Origin of the sequence: Meinhardsimonia xiamenensis (assembly GCF_900102905.1) — a bacterium.
GTDB lineage: Bacteria > Pseudomonadota > Alphaproteobacteria > Rhodobacterales > Rhodobacteraceae > Meinhardsimonia > Meinhardsimonia xiamenensis.
The window spans coordinates 21,201-38,151 of the sequence record NZ_FNFV01000009.1; the positions used below are offsets into that span (position 1 = coordinate 21,201).

At 69.3% G+C, this 16,951-nt stretch carries 26 protein-coding genes; 4 read left to right on the top strand and 22 right to left on the bottom strand.

Features of this window, described 5'->3' with window-relative positions; genetic code table 11:
• Positions 1 to 12 precede the first annotated feature (12 nt).
• On the top strand, positions 13 to 225 hold the full coding sequence (locus BLQ14_RS14010) for an AbrB/MazE/SpoVT family DNA-binding domain-containing protein (protein WP_092501199.1): 213 nt from the start codon (positions 13 to 15) through the stop codon (positions 223 to 225).
• Complete coding sequence (locus BLQ14_RS14015) at positions 225 to 605, top strand: type II toxin-antitoxin system VapC family toxin (protein WP_092501200.1); 381 nt, start codon at positions 225 to 227, stop codon at positions 603 to 605. The genes BLQ14_RS14010 and BLQ14_RS14015 overlap by 1 nt, the downstream gene beginning before the upstream one ends.
• On the opposite strand, the gene BLQ14_RS15690 is transcribed toward BLQ14_RS14015, so the two are convergent.
• The 16 genes from BLQ14_RS15690 to BLQ14_RS14095 form a co-directional block, all read right to left on the bottom strand.
• The gene (locus BLQ14_RS15690) at positions 577 to 768 is read right to left on the bottom strand and encodes a DUF7697 family protein (protein ID WP_425412116.1); all 192 of its coding nucleotides are present in this window, start codon (positions 766 to 768) and stop codon (positions 577 to 579) included. The genes BLQ14_RS14015 and BLQ14_RS15690 overlap by 29 nt on opposite strands.
• A 68-nt stretch (positions 769 to 836) precedes the next feature.
• A complete protein-coding gene (locus BLQ14_RS14025; protein WP_092501202.1) occupies positions 837 to 1,274 on the bottom strand; it encodes a hypothetical protein in 438 nt (145 codons plus the stop codon).
• Between the two features lie 2 nt (positions 1,275 to 1,276).
• The gene (locus BLQ14_RS14030) at positions 1,277 to 2,215 is read right to left on the bottom strand and encodes a phage tail tube protein (protein ID WP_092501203.1); all 939 of its coding nucleotides are present in this window, start codon (positions 2,213 to 2,215) and stop codon (positions 1,277 to 1,279) included.
• 24 nt (positions 2,216 to 2,239) lie between these two features.
• On the bottom strand, positions 2,240 to 2,659 hold the full coding sequence (locus tag BLQ14_RS14035; protein ID WP_092501204.1) for an acyl-CoA transferase: 420 nt from the start codon (positions 2,657 to 2,659) through the stop codon (positions 2,240 to 2,242).
• 29 nt (positions 2,660 to 2,688) lie between these two features.
• Positions 2,689 to 3,024, bottom strand: a complete 336-nt coding sequence (locus BLQ14_RS14040; RefSeq protein ID WP_245657122.1) for a type II toxin-antitoxin system RelE/ParE family toxin — start codon at positions 3,022 to 3,024, stop codon at positions 2,689 to 2,691.
• Positions 3,021 to 3,278, bottom strand: a complete 258-nt coding sequence (locus BLQ14_RS14045) for a type II toxin-antitoxin system ParD family antitoxin (RefSeq protein WP_092501205.1) — start codon at positions 3,276 to 3,278, stop codon at positions 3,021 to 3,023. The genes BLQ14_RS14040 and BLQ14_RS14045 overlap by 4 nt, the downstream gene beginning before the upstream one ends.
• A 59-nt stretch (positions 3,279 to 3,337) precedes the next feature.
• The gene (locus BLQ14_RS14050; protein ID WP_092501206.1) at positions 3,338 to 3,967 is read right to left on the bottom strand and encodes a DUF6441 family protein; all 630 of its coding nucleotides are present in this window, start codon (positions 3,965 to 3,967) and stop codon (positions 3,338 to 3,340) included.
• 17 nt (positions 3,968 to 3,984) lie between these two features.
• Entirely contained in the window at positions 3,985 to 4,452 is a 468-nt protein-coding gene (locus tag BLQ14_RS14055) for a hypothetical protein (RefSeq protein WP_092501207.1), read from the bottom strand.
• A gap of 41 nt (positions 4,453 to 4,493) precedes the next feature.
• Positions 4,494 to 4,805: a head-tail joining protein gene (locus tag BLQ14_RS14060; RefSeq protein ID WP_092501208.1), complete on the bottom strand. Its 312-nt coding sequence runs from the start codon at positions 4,803 to 4,805 to the stop codon at positions 4,494 to 4,496.
• On the bottom strand, positions 4,805 to 5,827 hold the full coding sequence (locus tag BLQ14_RS14065) for a major capsid protein (protein WP_092501209.1): 1,023 nt from the start codon (positions 5,825 to 5,827) through the stop codon (positions 4,805 to 4,807). Before BLQ14_RS14065 ends, BLQ14_RS14060 begins: the two co-directional genes overlap by 1 nt.
• A gap of 20 nt (positions 5,828 to 5,847) precedes the next feature.
• Complete coding sequence (locus BLQ14_RS14070; RefSeq protein WP_092501210.1) at positions 5,848 to 6,237, bottom strand: head decoration protein; 390 nt, start codon at positions 6,235 to 6,237, stop codon at positions 5,848 to 5,850.
• 8 nt (positions 6,238 to 6,245) lie between these two features.
• Complete coding sequence (locus BLQ14_RS14075; protein WP_092501211.1) at positions 6,246 to 7,514, bottom strand: S49 family peptidase; 1,269 nt, start codon at positions 7,512 to 7,514, stop codon at positions 6,246 to 6,248.
• Between the two features lie 4 nt (positions 7,515 to 7,518).
• Complete coding sequence (locus tag BLQ14_RS14080; protein ID WP_092501212.1) at positions 7,519 to 8,970, bottom strand: phage portal protein; 1,452 nt, start codon at positions 8,968 to 8,970, stop codon at positions 7,519 to 7,521.
• Positions 8,971 to 9,183, bottom strand: coding sequence for a phage head-tail joining protein (locus tag BLQ14_RS14085; RefSeq protein WP_092501213.1), 213 nt, complete (start codon positions 9,181 to 9,183; stop codon positions 8,971 to 8,973).
• 3 nt (positions 9,184 to 9,186) lie between these two features.
• Positions 9,187 to 11,184 carry a phage terminase large subunit family protein gene (locus BLQ14_RS14090; RefSeq protein ID WP_092501214.1) on the bottom strand — a complete coding sequence of 666 codons (1,998 nt, stop codon included), beginning with the start codon at positions 11,182 to 11,184 and terminating at the stop codon, positions 9,187 to 9,189.
• A complete protein-coding gene (locus BLQ14_RS14095; RefSeq protein WP_092501215.1) occupies positions 11,135 to 11,698 on the bottom strand; it encodes a hypothetical protein in 564 nt (187 codons plus the stop codon). Before BLQ14_RS14095 ends, BLQ14_RS14090 begins: the two co-directional genes overlap by 50 nt.
• 109 nt (positions 11,699 to 11,807) lie before the next feature.
• Between BLQ14_RS14095 and BLQ14_RS14100 the strand changes: the two genes are divergently transcribed.
• Both BLQ14_RS14100 and BLQ14_RS14105 read left to right on the top strand, forming a co-directional pair.
• Positions 11,808 to 12,113: a hypothetical protein gene (locus BLQ14_RS14100; RefSeq protein ID WP_092501216.1), complete on the top strand. Its 306-nt coding sequence runs from the start codon at positions 11,808 to 11,810 to the stop codon at positions 12,111 to 12,113.
• A 96-nt stretch (positions 12,114 to 12,209) separates the two neighbouring features.
• Entirely contained in the window at positions 12,210 to 12,725 is a 516-nt protein-coding gene (locus BLQ14_RS14105) for a DUF3489 domain-containing protein (RefSeq protein ID WP_092501217.1), read from the top strand.
• 54 nt (positions 12,726 to 12,779) lie between these two features.
• Here the strand turns inward: BLQ14_RS14105 and BLQ14_RS14110 are convergent, their stop codons facing one another.
• The 6 genes from BLQ14_RS14110 to BLQ14_RS14135 form a co-directional block, all read right to left on the bottom strand.
• On the bottom strand, positions 12,780 to 13,004 hold the full coding sequence (locus BLQ14_RS14110; protein ID WP_092501218.1) for a DUF7220 family protein: 225 nt from the start codon (positions 13,002 to 13,004) through the stop codon (positions 12,780 to 12,782).
• Between the two features lie 22 nt (positions 13,005 to 13,026).
• Positions 13,027 to 14,001 (bottom strand): DNA cytosine methyltransferase, encoded by a 975-nt coding sequence (locus tag BLQ14_RS14115; RefSeq protein WP_092501219.1) that lies wholly within the window; start codon positions 13,999 to 14,001, stop codon positions 13,027 to 13,029.
• Complete coding sequence (locus BLQ14_RS14120) at positions 14,001 to 15,335, bottom strand: site-specific DNA-methyltransferase (RefSeq protein WP_092501220.1); 1,335 nt, start codon at positions 15,333 to 15,335, stop codon at positions 14,001 to 14,003. Before BLQ14_RS14120 ends, BLQ14_RS14115 begins: the two co-directional genes overlap by 1 nt.
• A 254-nt stretch (positions 15,336 to 15,589) precedes the next feature.
• Positions 15,590 to 15,982 (bottom strand): type II toxin-antitoxin system death-on-curing family toxin, encoded by a 393-nt coding sequence (locus BLQ14_RS14125; protein ID WP_092501221.1) that lies wholly within the window; start codon positions 15,980 to 15,982, stop codon positions 15,590 to 15,592.
• Positions 15,979 to 16,203, bottom strand: coding sequence for an AbrB/MazE/SpoVT family DNA-binding domain-containing protein (locus BLQ14_RS14130; RefSeq protein ID WP_092501222.1), 225 nt, complete (start codon positions 16,201 to 16,203; stop codon positions 15,979 to 15,981). The genes BLQ14_RS14125 and BLQ14_RS14130 overlap by 4 nt, the downstream gene beginning before the upstream one ends.
• Before the next feature lie 166 nt (positions 16,204 to 16,369).
• Positions 16,370 to 16,798, bottom strand: a complete 429-nt coding sequence (locus BLQ14_RS14135; protein WP_092501223.1) for a DUF6362 family protein — start codon at positions 16,796 to 16,798, stop codon at positions 16,370 to 16,372.
• Positions 16,799 to 16,951 lie beyond the last annotated feature (153 nt).

The window sequence follows — 16,951 nt, forward strand, 5'->3', positions numbered from 1 at the left end:
AGAGTAAGAAACATGCCCGAGACCGCGAAGCTGTCTTCGAAATTCCAGATCTCGATCCCCAAGGCGGTGCGCGAGGCCCAAGGGTGGAAGGCTGGCCAGACCTTCGCCTTCATCCCCAAGGGGACCGGGGTGCTCGTCGTGCCGGTGCCGAGGCGGGACGATCTCAAGGGACTGGCGAAGGGCGCCAACCCGGCCGATTACCGCGATCACGCGGACCGGTTCTGATGGTTCTCGTCGATACCTCGGCCTGGATCGAGTGGCTGATCGGCTCCCCCACGGGCGACAGGCTCGAGGCGCATCTGCCCGAACCGGCCGACTGGCTGGTGCCGACCATGGTACAGCTCGAGCTGGCCAAGTGGCTCACCCGCGAGGTCGGCGAGGACCGGGCCGATCAGGTCATCGCCTTCACGCAAGTCTGCCGTGTCGTGCCTCTCGACACCGAAACCGCGCTGGCCGCCGCCGAGGCCTGCCGCGAGCACCGGCTCGCAACGGCGGACGCGATCATCTTCGCGACGGCGCGCGCCCACGGCGCCAGGTTGGTGACCTGCGACGGGCATTTCGAGGGCCTGCCCGGTGTCACGTTGATCCCGAAAGAATCGGGCTGAGTCGGCCCTCTCCGGACGCTGCCATCTGTTCGTTGAGCTTGGCGACCATCACCGCTTCGATGACCGGCAAGAGTTCGGCCGTGGCCGCGGGCGGCACGCCCAGTGCATTCCCAAGGGCCAACGCTGCCGCCATGTCCCACCCAACGACGGCGCCGGGCAGCACGCGCAGCTGGCCGCCGAGCCGGCCGACAAGATCCCAGACCTGCCAGCCCTCAAAAGTCAGCGGCCGGTTCAGCCGCGCCGGGCAGTTGGGGCACGGCCCTTCGCATCCCTCGCAGTATCTATCGCCCCCGCCGAAGGACCACTCGGCAAGGGCGCGGAGGCGTTTTTTTCCTGTTCCAGCAGCAGGCCCTTCGAGACATACGCCAACTGAAAAGCCTCGAAGATCCGCCAGATGTCGAGAAGGGCATCGATGGCCTCCGGGCTGGGGTCGATGGAATTGCCGTCGGGATCGCCGATGCCCTCCCAGGCGAGCACCGCGCGGCGGGCCAGCGCCTTGGCAAATGAAAGCGCACGTTCCTCGTCGGAGGCCTCTTCGGGCACGGTTTCCACAGCCGGGTCGCTTCGCGTCGCGACCATCAGGGCGGTGGTCAGAGGGCGCAGTTGCACCCGGACGCCGGGCGCGAGCTCGTACCAGCGCGGCTCATTGGAAAGATCGAGGGTCAGCATGATCAGTAACTCGCGACTGCGTTCTTCAAAACGACCGTGCACATCTGCCCGGCCACGGAATCGTACGCCGCCTGCCAGTCGAAGCTGGCCTGGATGCCCTGCGGCCCCTGGATCTCGACCCGGGGCCGCGGCAGGTAGACGGCATGGGCAGTGATCGTCAGGCTCACATTGGCCGAGATCACCCATGAGAACTCGAGGCTCGCCGATGTGCCGTTCAGCGCCTGATCCATCAGCGTCGTGTCGGCAAAGCGCACGTCGATCTTCCCGGTCAGCGCGGCGATCGAAGGGTCCGCCCCGTCGATGCGCCCGTCGTTGCGGATGGTCTCGATGCGCTCGACATTGTTCGCGTAGGTCAGATCGGCCGAGACGATGTTGCCAAGCGCGGTGCCGTTGCGCTTGATCGCCCCGTTGAAATGGCCGAACCGTTGCAGGGCATAACCCGTGGGCGTTCCCGCCGCCGTGGCGGTGGCGACGTTCTCTCCCTGCGCGACCAGCTTCACATCCGCCGTCAGCAGCCCCGAACGCTGCATCTGCAGGCTCAACTGATCCAGCACGCAGCCCGTATACATCGCGAAGCGCGGGATCTCCGGCATCGCCACCTCGATCGCCATGCTGGGCAGCGACCACGATCCCGACTTGAAGGTGTGGGTCTTGTTGGTGGTGCCGGTCGTGGTCGGCGCGCCGAAGGCTGCCTTCAGCCAGAAGCCGAAAGCCTCGGCATCGAGCGGGACGGTGATGTCACCATCGGCCGTCACCGCGTCCTTGATCGGCGCGAGCGGATCGCGGCCATAGCCGAGAAGCTCGGAGGCCAGCAGCGGCTGCTCGGCCCCGAGCGAGGCGCTGGCAAAAGGCATCTGCATGAAGCCCGAGGCCGGGGCGGTGCCATAGGTCGTCTCGAACGCGGCCGCCAGCTGCGACCGCGCCCCCTGGGCGCGTGCCATGGTAGTCTCCTGAGGTTGTTGCGGTCAGACCAGCGGGTCGGCCGTGGAATAGTGCAGCACTACCGGGATGACGGCGGCCTTGAGGCTCGCAGCCCCCTCGACGGGCAGATCGACCGGCCGCGGCGCTTCCGCCTCGACCCAGTCGCAGAGCCCGCCCAGCGTGCGGTCGGCGGCGATGGCGGTGCCGATGCTGGCGATCAGCGCGTCGAAGGCCCCGTCACGGCCCGCGCCCTGCACAACCGCCTCGATCTCGGCGCGATGCTGGAAGTGGTAGGCCAGCGGCGACAGCGTCACCTCGGGTTCCCCCGGCTCGCCATCGCGAAGGATCAGGAGGCCCTCTGCCGGCACGCGCTCGGGCAGCACATCGCCGCGCAGTACGGTGGCGGGCAGCGCCGAGAGCCGCGCATGCAGCGCGGCGAGGATGGTTTCGCGTGGGGTGGGCATCGAGGTCTCGAATGGTTGAGATAGGCCGTTCAGTCGCCCCGACGCAGCCGGTCCGTCAGCCGCGCGGGCAGATCCCGCCGGCCGTGCAGAAAATCGACGATGATCACGCGGTCGGGCTCGTCCACGAACACGATCAGATGCTCGCCGCAGCGGGTGAACCGCAGATCCTCGGGCAGGCGCGGATCGATGACCTTGCTGCAGCTCTGCCAAGGCGCCTCGTCCCGCGCGATTGCCGCGCAGCGCTCGATCAGGTCGGCCTCATAGGCCTCGGCCTGTCGCGGGCCGAAGGTCTCGATGGTCCAGAGCGCGATGTCGACGAGCGATGCTTCGGCTGCCCGTGTCAGCCGCCACGGCTTGCCACTCACCGATCGGACCGCGCGGCGCGGAAGGCCCGCCGGATGGCGTCCTCACCCGAGCCCTCGGCAAGATCGCCGCGACGGGCCTGGTCGAGGCCGGTCTCGAGCCGCGCGCGCAGAGCATCGAGTTGTGCTTCCTCGCTTTCCAGGAGCCGCAGCCCCGCGCGCAGGGCCTCGCTGGCATTCTGATATCGCCCAGTGGCGACCAGGCGATCGACCAGCGCGGACTGGCTTTCGGTGAGGACGACGTTTCTCGTGGCCATGGTGCTTTCTCCTTCATTGGCAATATATGCCAATCAGAGGCAGCTGTCGACCATGGGCTTCAGAGGCGGGTTTCTACCCAGTTCGCCACGATCAGCCCCGGCACGCTGTCGAGTGCCCGCTCGGCGTCCCGGTCCAGGTCGAGCCGCTTCGGCAGCTTGACCTGCGGGACCAGCAGGAAGATCGGCACGGTGGTGCGGCCGCGTTCGGTTTTGGAACGGGAAGCGACCCCGAGGCCATTCGTGTTGAGCCGCCCGTCGGCGACCAGCAGGCTGGGGCCACGCCGGCGATAAACGAAGCGCAGGCGCAGGCCGCGGCGGCGTTCCCATTCGCCGGGGGTCAGTTTCGCGCCACGCCGCCCCTTTCCGGCGGCGGGCAGCGGGATCGCCAGCCAGAAGCCATCGCGGGAGCGGATCAGCGGGCCGGTGTCGTGGGCGCCTACGATGACCGGCGCCTTGGACCAGACCAGCGCCGCCGCGTTCAGGCTCTCGCCGGCTTTCGGGTAGGTCTGGCTCCGGATCGAGTTCGCGAGCCGCCGCCCGAGCCCGGCGCCGGTGATCTGGCCGCGCCAGGCGGTCTTGAGCCCGGTCCCGGCCTCGCGCATGGCGGCGGTGACGGCCTTCTCGCCCGCCTTCACCTCGGCGGCCATGGCGGCGACGAGGTCCGGGGTGATGTCGAGCTTCAGCTTCATCGTAGTGACGCAGGCGATCAGGCCGGAGCGCTTGGACCAAAAATGCTGGCCCCGGCATGATCGAAACGGAACGGATCGAGTTCAGGAAGCCGTTTGCGGGACAGGTTCAGACCATATTCGGGTTTGCTGGCCTTTCCGTCATAGTCGCGGTCGACGAACAGCCCGTCCGGCGTCTCCCAGCGCGAGGCTGGGATCAGATAAAGGTCCGGCTCCCTTTCCTCCTCGAAAAGGACAAGGGCGAGAAGGAGGTTGTGCCGCGGGCGAAAGACCTCCTTCCGCATGAACACATAGTTCAGCTTGCGAACCGATTTGACCTGCACATCCCAATACCTGTCCGGCTCCTGACGCACCACGAAATCGATCCCACGGTCGTCAACCTCCGCGGAGTAAACGTCGAGACCGAGCAGCACGAGATGCATCTTGGCGAAATACTCCGCATAGCGGCCGATTTGCATGTGATTGAGACGGCTCCAATCGTGTCGCATCTGGCCTCCTGTGTGTCCCTGCACCTTTCGCCCACCTCGTTCTAGGACGGCCGCAGGTCCACGGTCCAGACCAGCCGCTCGCGGTCGCGGACGGGCTCGCCCTGGATGAGGAACGCCTCGCCGTCGATCTCGATCCGGTCGCCGGGGCGCGGGGCTGGAACTTCGGCCACGCGCAGGTCCAGCCTGGTGGTCTCCGACCAGATGCGCGCCTCGCCGAAGCCCGTCACCTCGTCCGGCCGGCGCAGGATGGCGCGCACGAGAACCGGCACGCCACCCTCGGCGGAGTAGACCACGTCGCGGCCGAGATGCGGGTCCGCGAAGAGCACCTCCACCGCCGCGGCGAACACGCTCATCAGTTGCTCGAGAAGATCCGCACGGCAAGCCGCGGGCGCTTGTTCACCGGCAGGATCGAGGCCTCGGTCTTGACGTCGATGGCGCTGCCGTCGGGCCGGGCGAGCTGGCGGGCGTAGATCGGCACGCCGACCGTGTTGACCGTCTCGACGAGGTTCGCGGGCGCCCCAAAGGTGACGAAGGTGTCGGTGGTTCCGAGCGGGAAGGCGATGCCTTCGCCGGCGGGGATCAGCGTCTCGGTCGCGCCCGTCGAGAGCGTGACGGTGGCGTTGTACTCCTCGAAGACGATGCCGCCAAAGGGGAAGCGCCGCCGGGTGTCCTCGCGCAGGGGCTGGGCCCCGGTGGACGAGAAGTATTTCCAGGCGTCCTCGACCTTGGCATGCCCGATCAGCTTGTCGAAGAACTCGGGGCTCACCAGCGCCAGCACGCCGGACATGGTCTCGCCCTTGAGCTCGGTCTCGACCTGGCGCAGCACGGCGCGGATCTTCGCCTGCACGTTGGTCGAGGCGGTGCCGAGCACGAAGTCGGTCTCGAGCCGGGTGATGCCGAACTCGGCGAAGTAGTCGTAGAGCGTGGTGCCGGCTCCGTCCCGGACGATGCCGCGCAGGGCGTTGACCTCCATGAACTCGCGGGTCTGGGCGTGCTTGATGCGCATCCGCGTGAGCTTGCGCTCCATGACGGTGGCCAGCGGATCGGCGGCGTCCGCCACGCCGAAGCCCCGCACCCCCTGGATGTCCTGCGGCGTGATCACGTCGTCATGGGGGATCCAGGGCACGGTGAAGGAGCGCATGGCGCGGGTGTCGCGCCCGGCGACGGTGGCCGGGCCGCCGAGCGGCACGGTGGGCAGGAGGTTCAGCACCCCCTCGGCCTGTTCGATGATCACCGAACGCTGGGTGATGCCTTCGAAGCGGAAGAGGCCCATCTGCCCGAGCCTGGAATAGACATTGGGCAGGATGTTGATGGCCTCGGTCATCTCCGCGAGCGTGTAGCCGCCCGCGTCGAACGGGTTGGTGATGACGGTCATGATCTGGGGTCCTTCCGGGCTCAGGCCGCATCGCGGGCAACGATGCCCTGCGCGGCCAGTTCGGCGTGCTTGGCGGCGATCTCGGCGGGCTGATCGACGGAAGCGTCGAAGCCGAGGGCGGATTTCGCGACGATGGCGGGGCCGCGGGCGAGAACGAGGCCGGTGGCGTCGCCCCCGGTGGCATCGACCGCTTCGAGGAGAACGGCGCGCGCCACCTCGGCCCCCTCGTCGCCCACCACGGCGGCGGCCGGCGAGAGGATGTACTTGCCGCTGGCGGTGACCTCGCCGAGCACCGCGCCGAGCGGATAGCTCGCGCCGCCGCGCAGGGTCACGGTCTCGCGGCAGTAATTGCCGTTGATCTCGTATTTCAGGAGATCGCCCAGGGTGGGCGGGCTGGTCAGGGTCGGCATGGCTTACCTCACGTGTTGCGGGCCGCGCGCTGGCGGGCGCGGCGGATGATCGGGCTCTCGGCGCCGGCGCCGCCCGAGGGCGCGGTGGAGACGATGGCCGTCGCCTCGGCGCGGGTGGCGAGCGCCTCGAGCACCGACCGGCGGAGCGCATCGGCGCCGATCCCTTGCGCCAGCGCGGCGGCGGCATCGACGGTCAGCCCGAGCCGGGCGGCCTGCGCGGCGATGGCGGCGATCTCGGCAAACTCGGCCCTGAGCGCGGCGGCCGGGTCGGGTGCACTTTCGGCGCCGGCGGTATCGCTGACTGGCGGGGCGGGTTCGGGCGGCAGGGTGTCCGGGGCGTCGGTCGCGGCAGCCGCGACGGGGCTGTCCTCGGTCGCGACGGGATCGGGGCTCATGTCTTCACTCATGGCGGAGGGTCTCCTCTCAAGGTTTGGTCTGCGGGTTGCGCGCGACGGCGCGCCGATGTGACCGGCAAGATCGGCCAGCGCCTGGCGGGTGGCGCCGACCGCATCGGCCAGCCCGGCCTCGACGGCATACGCGCCGCGATACGTCGCCGCTTCCATCGCGCGGATCGCTTCAGGCGCGAGGCCGCGATTGCGCGCGACGAGGGCCACGAGTTCGCCGTGCAGCGCGTCCACATCGGCCTGGATCGCGGCATGGGCGGTGGGGTCGAGCGGCGCATGGGGATGGCCGTCGATCTTGCGCGCCCCGGCATGGATCAGGGTGTACTGCCGCCCGGCCATGGCATCGGCGGCGCTCTCGTCGACATGGAGCGCGACGACGCCGATGGAGCCCATCTCGCCGGTGCGGGTGACGTAGATCCGGCCCGCGGCCGAGGCGATGGCGCAGGCGGCCGAGAGCGCGGCCTCGGAGGCGACAGCCCAGACCGGCTTGCCGGTCTCGGTGGCAAGGCGGCGGATCTCGTCGACCAGATCGAAGAGCCCGCCCACCTCGCCGCCGGGCGAGTCGATCTCCATCAGCACGGCACGCACGGAAGCGTCGGCGAAGGCCTCGGCAAGCGTCGCCCCGAGCGCGTGGTAATCGGCGAGCCCGAGCGCCGCCGTCAGCCAGTCGCCGCGCGCCAGCATCGGCCCGAGGATCGGCACGACGGCGATGCCGTCGCCAGTCACGGTGTAGCCCGGATCGGGCGCGGCCCGCGGCGGAAAGCCGGCGGGTCCGGCCTCGACCGGGCCGCTGCGGCAGAGCGCGGAGAGCGCCGTCGGGCCGAGCGCCAGCGGCCGACCGGCAAGCCGCTCGGCAAGGGGTGCGATGGTCATGGCGTCAGTCTTCCGTGGTTGCGGACGGGGCGTCCGGGCTCGCGGCCGTCTGCCCGACGGCGCCGAAGGCGAGCCCCAGCCGCCGCTCGCGCGCGCGATCGGCCGCGATCTCGGCATCCACCTGTTCGGCGTCGTAGCCGCGTTCCGAGAGCGCCTGCGCCCGGCTCTTCAGCCCCGCCTCGATCTGCTCGATCTCGGCGCGGGCATCCTTCAGGGGATCGACCCAGTCCCATTTCGGGGGAAGCCAGGAACAGGCGAGATACTCCCCGCGCCGCCGGGCGTAGCCGGGCATCTTCAGCGCGCCGGCCATCACCGCGCTGTCCATCCAGCGCGCCCAGACCGGACGGCAGAGCTGGTACACCATCACCGCGTGCTGGTAGGCCTCGACCCGGCGGCGGAACTCCAGAAGCGCCAGCCGCGAGTTCGAGTAGTTGGCGCGCACCATGTCGTTGGTGAGGTAGGCGTACGGCACCCCGAGCGCGGCCGAGACCTGCAGGAGCGTGCGATACTGGAAGGGCTCGTAGGTCTGGCCGACATCGGCGGGGCTCGAGGTCTGGATTTCCTCGCCGGGCGCCAGCATCGTCACGCTGCCCGGTTGCAGGTCGAGCACCCGCGCGCCGTCCTCGTCGCTCTCGGCCGCATCGAACGCCTCGGCCGGCGCCGGCGTGGTGATGAAGAGCGCGTGCATCGCCGCGACCTTCTTCCGGTCGAGCTCGGCATCGTCATACTGGTCGAGGAGGAACAGCTTCGCCACCGCCGGCGCGAAGCGCGACACGCCCCTGAGCTGCCCGGCATCGACCGGATCGACCACATGCACGATCTCCGAGGCGGGGATCCGCACGGTCTCGCCCGCCAGCCCCGGATCGGTCACGTCGCCCGGATGGCGGCGCAGGAAGTGATAGGCGACGCGCCGGCCGATGGCGTCAAACTCGATCCCTTGCCTGATCGCCCCGCCGCCGGGCAAGGGGTCGTTGCGGGTGAGCGGCAGCATCTCCGAGGGGATCATCTGCAATTGCAGGGGTACCGACAGCCCGTCCTCTGGCCGGCGCGGGCGGAAGCGGAAGAACACTTCGCCCGCGATGAACACCTCACGCGCGGCACGCCGCTGCAGCCCGTAGAAGTCGGTCAAGCCCTCGGCGTCCGCCGCGTCGGTCCAGTCGAGCCAGAGCCGCTGGACCTGTGCCTTCAGATCGGCATCGGCGATGAGCGAGGAGGGCTTGATCCCGGCGCCGACCACGTTGCCGGCCCAGCTTTCGACGGCGTTGACCGCATAGCCGTTGTTGCGCGAGAGCCAGCGCGCACGGGCGGTGATGTCGGCGCCCGCCGCCGCGACCAGCGTGTTGAGATGGGCGCGCGAGGGCTGGAAGTGCCGCAGCCGCCGCCCGCCCTGGCCGGCATCGAAGCCGCCGACGAGGGCGCCGATCTGCCGGCGCAGATGGCCGAGCGCGCGCCGCATTCAGAGCCCCTTGCTGGCGGTGGCCCGCACGATGCGCCGGCGCCGGCCGGCACTGGCATCGGCGATGCGGCGTTCGATATCGGCAAGCGCCGCGGCCATCTCGGCGTCCGTGGCATAGGTGATGCGCCGTCCCTCCACCTCGACGGTGCGCACGCCGCGATAGCGCGCCTCGAGCAGCGCCTCGCGCCGGGCGATCAGGTCATCGACAAGCATGGCTCACCCCATGTAGCTCGAGCGGAAGACGCGCCGCGCGCGCCGCCCCGGTGTGCGGTGGATCCGGCCCGCGGGCGCCTGCCCCTCGGCCCGGTCCGGTTCCGTTCCCTTGATGCCCACCTGCTCCTCCAGGTCGGCCCATGTCGCCTCGCCCCAGCGATCGGCGCCGGCGATCCAGGCGGCGGCGCGGGCATACACCCGGCAATCGAGCGCCTCGTTGCGCTCGCGGAGCTTCTGCCATTCGAGCTTCGCGAAGCCGCGCCGGTTGCGCACCGTCACCAGCTGCTCGGCCACGAGCTGCCGGATCCACTCGGTGTCGGCCCAGCCGGGCAGATGCACCGTCCCGGGCGGGAACGCCGCGCCCTCGCTCAGTTCCTCCGCCGTCGGCCGCGCCAGCCGCAGGAAGCGGTAGGTCTCGGCCTTGAAGGTCGGCACCGCCACCGTCCAGAGCCGCGCGCCGCGGCGCAGGCGCTTGCCCGAGACGGTCGCATCGACATAGGTCGGCCCGGAGACGGGACTGGACCGGTTGAAGCCTTCGACCCCCTTGACCGGCGCCACTTGCGCGAAGCCGACCGAGCGCGCCCAAGCGTAAACCGCCGCGGTCTCGTAGCCCGTGTCGATGGCGAGCCGCGCCAGCCCCAGCTCCGCGCCGCCGGCATGCCGCCAGCTGCGGCCGAGCAAGTCGGTCAGCGCCTCCCAGCTCTCCGGGCGCGCCGGCCCGCCCTCGATCACGACATGATCGACGAGCCAGCTTTCCAGGCCCCGGCCCCAGGCCCAGACATCGACCTCGATCCGGTCCTTCTGCACGTCGGCGCCGGCGGTCAGGAACAGACCCTTGTGCGGCACCGTGCCCGCCGGCCAGTCCTCGCGCCGCTCGGCGATCCGCTGCCAGTCCGGCGCGTCGCCCGTCTCGATCCAGGTCTCCCCGAGCACCGTGTTGCGAAACACCCGCTCTGCCTCGTCGGACCCCGCCGCCGTCTCCTTGTCCCGCGCGATGTCGGCCCAGCTCTTCCACCCCGGCGGCGAATAGAGCGCCGAGAGATGGAACCCCACCGTCCGCGCATCGTGGGCCTCTGCGGTGGCCCGCCACTCACCTGCCGCCAGCATCGCCGTCTTGTGGTGCTCCTCGATCCGCTCCTCGCAGGCATCGCAGTGGTACGCCGCCGTCTCCGGTCTGCCCTTTTCCCAGCGCAGCCGCTCGAACCGCAGCCACTGCATCGCGCCGCAATGCGGGCACGGCACGAAGAAGCGGCGCTGGTCGGACGCCTCGTATTCGCGCTCGATCCGGCTGACGCCGCGGATCGTGGGCGTCGAGACCAGGAACACCTTGCGCCGGTGCGCGAAGGTCAGCGAGCGCGCCTCGGCGAGCGCGACCGGATCGCCTTCCTCGTCGGCCGAGGCCGGATAGGCGTCGACCTCGTCGAGGAAGACGTAGCGCGCCGGCATCGAGCGCAGCCCCACCGCCGAGTTCGCGCCGGTCAGCACCAGCACGCCGCCGGGGAAGTCCTTCGAGAGCTGCGTGTTGCCGCTGTCGCGCGCCCGCGCCGGACGGACGCGCTTTCTCAGCGCCGGGCTCTCCTCGATCAGCGGGTCGATCCGTTGGCGCGAGTTGCGCTTGGCCAGCTCCACCGTCGGCTGGACCGCCAGCATCGGCCCCGGCGCCTGGTGGATCACGAAGCCGATCCAGTTGTTGCCGGCTTCCGTCGCGCCGACCTGCGCGGCCTTCTGGAACACCACCCGCTGGGCTGGGTGACCGGGCGAGAGCGCGTCCATGATCGCCCGCATGTAGGGCGTGCGGTCCGTCCGGTAGCGGCCCGGCTCGGCGCTCGCCCGCGAGCTCAGCCAGCGATGCCGGTCGGCCCATTCCGAGACCGTGAGCCAGGGATCGGGCGTGAGCCCGCGGCTCCAGGCCCGCAGCAGCGCCTCGGCGCCCTCGAACCGTGCGGCCTCGTCAGAAAGCGATCCTTGGCTGGGCGAGTTCCTCGAGATGGGCGCGGACATGGGCCTCCAGAACCTTCTGCATGGCCGCCGTATCCGTTCCCAGTTCCGCCGCCATCAGCGCGGCCACCCGCGCCGGCCAGTTCACCCAGGCATCGCGCTCCTCGCGCGCGAGCCGGAACACCAGCGTCTCTGCCCGGGCGCGATCGACGAGCTCGCCCTTGAGCCTTTGCAGCCGGATGCGCCGCTCCTGCGCCTTCAGCACCTCATGCGCGATCTTCGCCTGCAGGAAGGTGGTGCCGCCGCCCGTCGCGGGGGCGGCGAGGCCCTGTTCCTTGAGAGTCTCGCCAACGGCGGACACCGCGGCTTCGGGCACCGGCTTCAGTTTAGGTTCATTCTTCGGCGCCTTCCTGGTCTTCGACGGGTCGGTCGCCTGCGCGCGCAGCCTGTCGGACGCCTCCGCGTCGATGCTGCCGTCCTCGTGCAGCACCAGCCGCCCCGTCGCCTTGGCCTTCTGGATCGCGCCGCGCGACAGTCCCACACGGGCAGCATACCGGCGCTCGCTCATGCCCTGCATGACGGGCTCCGATTATCATTCAAAGTCAGGTGTTTATCCGCTTGATAAGCGGGGCGTGTGGAGCAAACGTCCATCCCACGAGGACGATGCAACTCACCCGGAGCCAGCCATGACCCGCCTGATCCCCGAGACCACACCCCGGCATGAACTTCGCGCCGAGAAGGCCCGCCGCAACCGTGGTGAGACCGGTTCCGCCAACGGTTCGAGGAACCGGTCGAACGCGCTCGCCGCCTTCATCGGCAAGAAGGCCGAGATCGACGAGATGCTCGCCCGCCTGCAGGCGCTCAGCGACGAGCATTTCAACGTCGGCCCCGACGAGGTGAACTGGGGCCATGTCGGCAGTCTCGGCCACATCGCCGAGCGGCTGCGCGAGCTCTGCGCCTTCGCCTTCGGCGAGGACGCTCCCGACGCGTGACCGGCACCCCCCGCCGGAACTCCCGCCGCGCCGAGGCGCGGCCTGGGGTCGTGGAAGGGTCGCGATGGTCGCGGCCCCGATGAAGGAGACGACCCCATGACCCAGATCCAGCTTTCCGACGCCCAAGCCGTCATCCTCTCCACCGCCTGCGCGCGCGAGGACGGGTCCATCTTCCCCGTCACCGCCAGCCTCAAGGGCGGCGCCGTCGGCAATGTCTGCAAGAGCCTGCTGAAGCGCGGGCTGATCGAGGAGGTCCCGGCGACCGATCTCGAGACCGTCTGGCGGCACGACGAGGAGCGCGGCCCGATCACGCTGCGCGCCACCCCGCTCGCCTACAGCGCCCTCGGGATCACCGACTCGCAGGACGAGACTCCGGCGGACGCGCCGCCCACCCCGGTCCGGCGACGGAAAGGCACCAAACAGGAAATCCTCATCGAGATGCTCCGCGCCGAAGGCGGCGCGACCATCGACGAGATTGTCGAAGCCACCGGATGGAAGCCGCATACGGTTCGGGGCGCCATGTCGGGCGTCCTCAGGAAGAAGCTGGGCCTGACGATCACCTCCGAGAAGGTCGAGAGGCGCGGCAGGACCTACATGATCGTTGACGACTGACGCCGCACACCACGACGGACCCGATGCCGCCGTCCAACCCCGGGCGGCGGTTCTTCATTGCGCGCCCCGGATTCGGATCGCCTCGAACAGGCGACGCAGCAGGTAGCCGCGCGCCAGCGAGACGCCGACGAAGGCGAGGCCGATGGTCAGATGCTCCGCGAGGCCCGTCTCGATCCCGAACCACGGGAACACGACGATCTGCGTGGCGATGGCCAGAACGTAGCCGACGATGACGTTCGTTACCGCCTCGACCAGCGACATGGCGCGGCTCTGCTTCATCCTAGGCTCTCCAGAAACGCCGTCACGCCAGAAACGCCGTCACGAACTCCGCCGCGAGCGGCGGCACGATCGCATTGCCGTAGCCCCGCAAAAGCCCCATGCGGCCGGGTATCCCATCAGCCAGCGGGAATGTTCCGGGTTCAACGGGCCTCCACTTCCCATCCCTGCAGAGGAGCCAGTCCGGATCTCGCCAGACGCCGTCCGTCGCATCGGTCCCGCTGGGGTCGGCGCTTTCGACCAGTCGACCAGCTTCACCGTCCTGCGGCTTGCATCCGTGTTGCCCGCCGCGTTGTACGCTGCCGTCGCGGGCGAACCCGCCATCGCCGTTGGCCAGCCCGCCAGCCAGACCTGCCTGCCGAGCAGCGCATTGATCGGCACCGCCCGGCATTCCGATCCGTCCTTGTGATCCCGCGCCGAGGCTGTCGCCCAGCCCGCCCGGTTCCAGAGCGACGGCGCCGAAGAACAGTCGCTGGCGGATGTGCGGCGCGCCAATGCCCGCAGCCGGCAGATCGGCCGCCGCGACGGCGTAAGATGCCGCTTCCAGGTCTGCCGCCAGAGCGTCGAACCACGCCCAGCCAGCCGAACCTTCAGCTGCCGTTCGAGCCGTGCCGCCAACCTTTCCGAGCACCGCCGCGCTCGCGACCTGCTCGCCGAAGACGAGCTTCGGTCGGCAGGCGGCGACGAGCCGCAGGAAGGCTGGCGCGAGATGGCGGTCATCGTCCTGTCCCTTGCGCTGCCCGGCCTGGCTGAAAGGCTGGCAGGGTGGCGATCCGGTCCAGACGGACAGGTCCTCCGCGACGCCCGCGAGGCGCAGCGCATAGGGCCAGCCGCCGATCCCGGCGAAGAAATGACATTGCGTGAAGCCGTGCAGGTCCGGGGGCTCCACCTCGAGAATGGACCGGTCGTCCACCTCACCGTCCGGCAGCAACCCGGCCGCGATCAGCTCCCGCAGCCATGCGCAGGCCGCGGGATCGGCATCGTTGTAGTAGACGGCCATCAGGCAGGGGCATCGGCCCCAGTGGCGGCGGTATCGCCCAGCCGCTCGGCCTTCACCTCAGCGAAGGTCCGGCCGTCGCCGTCGAGGATCGCGTCCTTGCCGGTTTCGGCCTGCCAGCGCTCCACGGCGACGTCGACATAGGCCGGGCTGATTTCCATCGCGAAGACGCGGCGGCCGTTGGCCTCGCCCGCCATGATCTGCGAGCCGGAGCCCGAGAATGGCTCGTAGCAGAGCCCGCCGCGCGCGACGTGCTGGCGCATGGGGATCCCGAAGGCGTCGAGCGGCTTCGGCGTCGGATGATCCGGGCGCTCGTCCCTGGCAAAGCTCGGCATTTCCCAGGTCGAAGGAAGCGTTTCCTCGGCCACCTTCGGCGGGCGGTTCGGGCGGCGCCAGCCCATGAAGCAGGGCTCGTGCTTCCAGAGGTAATGCGACCGGGTGAGAACCCCGCGGTCCTTCACCCAGATGATCTGCTGGTGCACGAAGGCGCCCGCCCTTTCCCAGCACTCTTCCAGCATCGCCTGGCGGCGCGAGGCGTGCCAGCAATACCAGGCGGCATCCTCGGTGATCGCCTCGGCGACAGCGGCGGCGATGAAACCGTCGTAGAGCTCCGCGCCCTGCGAGCTGTCGTCCCAGGTCGTGCCGTAGGAGGCCGACCAGTCCTTGTTGCGGGTCGGGTGGTTCGAGCCGTCGTAATCGACGAGGTACGGCGGATCGGTCGCGAACAGCACCGCGCGTTCGCCGTTCATCAGGCGGCGGACGTCCTCATGGTTGGTCGAGTCCCCGCAGAGCAGGCGATGATCACCGAGGATCCACAGGTCGCCCATCCGCGATGCGGGATTACGCGGCGGCTCGGGGATGGTCACCGGAGGCACCGAGCCCCCGGCGCCGCCTTCTTCTTCACCGACCCCGTCCGGATCGAAGGCCAGCAGCTTGTCGAGTTCGCCATCCGAGAAACCGACCAGCGACAGGTCGAAATCGTCAGCGAGCAGATCCTGCAGTTCCGCCGAAAGAACGGCTTCGTTCCAGTCGCCGAGTTCCGTGAGCTTGTTGTCGGCCAGACGATAGGCCCGCCGCTGCGCCTCGGTCAGATGCCCCAGCACGATCACCGGTGCCTCGGTCAGCCCGAGCTGCGTCGCGGCCAGCACCCGGCCATGGCCCGCGATCAGCTCGCCGTCCTCGCCCACGAGGCAAGGCACGGTCCAGCCGAACTCGGCCATGCTGGCGGCGATCTTCGCCACCTGGTCGGACCCGTGCACCTTCGCGTTTTTGGCGTAGGGCTGGAGCTTTGACAGCGGCCACATCTCGATCCGCTCGGGGGCGAAGCTCAGCGTCATGGGCGGTGTTCCGTGAATGGTGGTGGATTCCGGCAAAGCGGAGTCCACCGGCTTGCGTGCTGGACTCCGGCATCCACGGGGTATCCACCCCGCGCGGCCGGTCATGTATTTGATGTTACGACGATTTTTCGACGCCGAGGGTGGATCCGGATTCCGGGTGGCTTCCCAAAAATCCGGCCCTGTCGCTGGCGAAATCCCGCGCCAAGCCCGCCAGCATACGATCTCGGCCCGAAAGGAACCGTTGTTTCAAAGGGTTAGACGACGATGTGCTGCCGCAGCCAGTCCGCGAGACCGACCTCGTCCATCCTGCCGGCGGCAAGCGCCATCATGGCGGCGTATTTTTCCTCGGGCGACGCCACCAGATCGGCGCCGTTCAGCCGCAGGAAGAGCCGCATCACCACCAGCGCCGTGCGCTTGTTGCCATCCACGAAGGGATGATTGCGGGCGATGCCGAACCCGTAGGCCGCGGCGAGCTCGGCCAGGTCCGGCGCCGGGTCGGCATAGGCCAGCCTGTCCTTCGGACGCTGCAAGGCCGAAGCGAGCGCCCCGCGACCCCTGATACCCGGCCTGCCACCGTGTTCGGCAAGCTGCCGGTTGTGGATGGCCTCGACCACGTCGGGGCGCACCCATGCGATCCGATCGCTCATTCAGCGAGCTTCTTCAGCACGTCGCGATCCTCGCGCATGATCTCTTCGGCGAGATCCATCTGTGCCGCGAACTCCGGGTCGTAGGGCGTCAGCTCGATCCCGTTCGGCGTTTCCACAGCATAGAGACGGTCGCCCTTGCCGACGCGAAGCTTCGCCAGAAGCTCCTTCGGCAAGACGACCCCCACGGAATTTCCGATGCTGGTGAGCTTCAGGCTGGACATGGCGGCGCCTCCGTGAACACCCGCGTTATAATATGCGTTATAACGCCGCCTTTCAAGGCGTCCCCGCGCGCGCCTCTCCCGAGGATACCCGTTTTCTACCCCGGGAGAGGCGTTTTCGTCCCGTCGAAATGTGTCCGCCGCACATCTTTCCCGCTCTTGCGCTCCATCACGCGCCGCGGGCCAGCTCGATCACCTTCCGCTTCGACAGGTTGCGGTTGAACCGCCGCCGGTTGAGCCTCAGCGCGATGACGCAGAGCCCGTAGAGCCAGTGCTGGTGGGCGGCCGAGCGCTGCAGCCCGACCGTCCAGCAGATGGTTTTCCACCGCTCCCCGTAAGCGCGCATCCAGATGATCCTGCCGTCTACGGGATCGAGGCCCACCGTCCAGGAGAGCGTCTCCTCCATCCGGCTGATCGCCTGCGGCGAGGGCAGCACGCGCATGGGCCTTGGCTCCTGGCCCACCTTGTCGCCGAAGGAATGGATGATCTCGGGCCAGGTGCTGAAGTAGCCTTGCCGGCGCGGCTCCGGCAGGCGCTTGAGCACCCAGGCGGCCTCGGCCAGGCGGGCCTCGACGAGAGACGGGGTCCACTTATCCATGGCACCCTCCATCGTCGGCAGCACGCGGTCCGTAGAGCCGTTCGCCCAACTGGCGAACGAGCTCCCGTTCAGGCCAGCTCAACCGGTCATCATCCACTGACACCGCCAGCACTCCCTGCTCCTGCCAACCCTCGCGCTTCACCTGCTCGGGGT

Bases quoted from the DNA above. Each gene is read 5' to 3' on its own strand.
- BLQ14_RS14010 (WP_092501199.1), top strand. From the start codon at position 13: ATGCCCGAGACCGCGAAGCTGTCTTCGAAATTCCAGATCTCGATCCCC.
- BLQ14_RS14015 (WP_092501200.1), top strand. From the start codon at position 225: ATGGTTCTCGTCGATACCTCGGCCTGGATCGAGTGGCTGATCGGCTCC.
- BLQ14_RS14025 (WP_092501202.1), bottom strand. From the start codon at position 1,274: ATGCTGACCCTCGATCTTTCCAATGAGCCGCGCTGGTACGAGCTCGCG.
- BLQ14_RS14030 (WP_092501203.1), bottom strand. From the start codon at position 2,215: ATGGCACGCGCCCAGGGGGCGCGGTCGCAGCTGGCGGCCGCGTTCGAG.
- BLQ14_RS14035 (WP_092501204.1), bottom strand. From the start codon at position 2,659: ATGCCCACCCCACGCGAAACCATCCTCGCCGCGCTGCATGCGCGGCTC.
- BLQ14_RS14045 (WP_092501205.1), bottom strand. From the start codon at position 3,278: ATGGCCACGAGAAACGTCGTCCTCACCGAAAGCCAGTCCGCGCTGGTC.
- BLQ14_RS14050 (WP_092501206.1), bottom strand. From the start codon at position 3,967: ATGAAGCTGAAGCTCGACATCACCCCGGACCTCGTCGCCGCCATGGCC.
- BLQ14_RS14055 (WP_092501207.1), bottom strand. From the start codon at position 4,452: ATGCGACACGATTGGAGCCGTCTCAATCACATGCAAATCGGCCGCTAT.
- BLQ14_RS14060 (WP_092501208.1), bottom strand. From the start codon at position 4,805: ATGAGCGTGTTCGCCGCGGCGGTGGAGGTGCTCTTCGCGGACCCGCAT.
- BLQ14_RS14065 (WP_092501209.1), bottom strand. From the start codon at position 5,827: ATGACCGTCATCACCAACCCGTTCGACGCGGGCGGCTACACGCTCGCG.
- BLQ14_RS14070 (WP_092501210.1), bottom strand. From the start codon at position 6,237: ATGCCGACCCTGACCAGCCCGCCCACCCTGGGCGATCTCCTGAAATAC.
- BLQ14_RS14075 (WP_092501211.1), bottom strand. From the start codon at position 7,514: ATGACCATCGCACCCCTTGCCGAGCGGCTTGCCGGTCGGCCGCTGGCG.
- BLQ14_RS14080 (WP_092501212.1), bottom strand. From the start codon at position 8,970: ATGCGGCGCGCGCTCGGCCATCTGCGCCGGCAGATCGGCGCCCTCGTC.
- BLQ14_RS14085 (WP_092501213.1), bottom strand. From the start codon at position 9,183: ATGCTTGTCGATGACCTGATCGCCCGGCGCGAGGCGCTGCTCGAGGCG.
- BLQ14_RS14090 (WP_092501214.1), bottom strand. From the start codon at position 11,184: ATGTCCGCGCCCATCTCGAGGAACTCGCCCAGCCAAGGATCGCTTTCT.
- BLQ14_RS14095 (WP_092501215.1), bottom strand. From the start codon at position 11,698: ATGCAGGGCATGAGCGAGCGCCGGTATGCTGCCCGTGTGGGACTGTCG.
- BLQ14_RS14100 (WP_092501216.1), top strand. From the start codon at position 11,808: ATGACCCGCCTGATCCCCGAGACCACACCCCGGCATGAACTTCGCGCC.
- BLQ14_RS14105 (WP_092501217.1), top strand. From the start codon at position 12,210: ATGACCCAGATCCAGCTTTCCGACGCCCAAGCCGTCATCCTCTCCACC.
- BLQ14_RS14110 (WP_092501218.1), bottom strand. From the start codon at position 13,004: ATGAAGCAGAGCCGCGCCATGTCGCTGGTCGAGGCGGTAACGAACGTC.
- BLQ14_RS14115 (WP_092501219.1), bottom strand. From the start codon at position 14,001: ATGGCCGTCTACTACAACGATGCCGATCCCGCGGCCTGCGCATGGCTG.
- BLQ14_RS14120 (WP_092501220.1), bottom strand. From the start codon at position 15,335: ATGACGCTGAGCTTCGCCCCCGAGCGGATCGAGATGTGGCCGCTGTCA.
- BLQ14_RS14125 (WP_092501221.1), bottom strand. From the start codon at position 15,982: ATGAGCGATCGGATCGCATGGGTGCGCCCCGACGTGGTCGAGGCCATC.
- BLQ14_RS14130 (WP_092501222.1), bottom strand. From the start codon at position 16,203: ATGTCCAGCCTGAAGCTCACCAGCATCGGAAATTCCGTGGGGGTCGTC.
- BLQ14_RS14135 (WP_092501223.1), bottom strand. From the start codon at position 16,798: ATGGATAAGTGGACCCCGTCTCTCGTCGAGGCCCGCCTGGCCGAGGCC.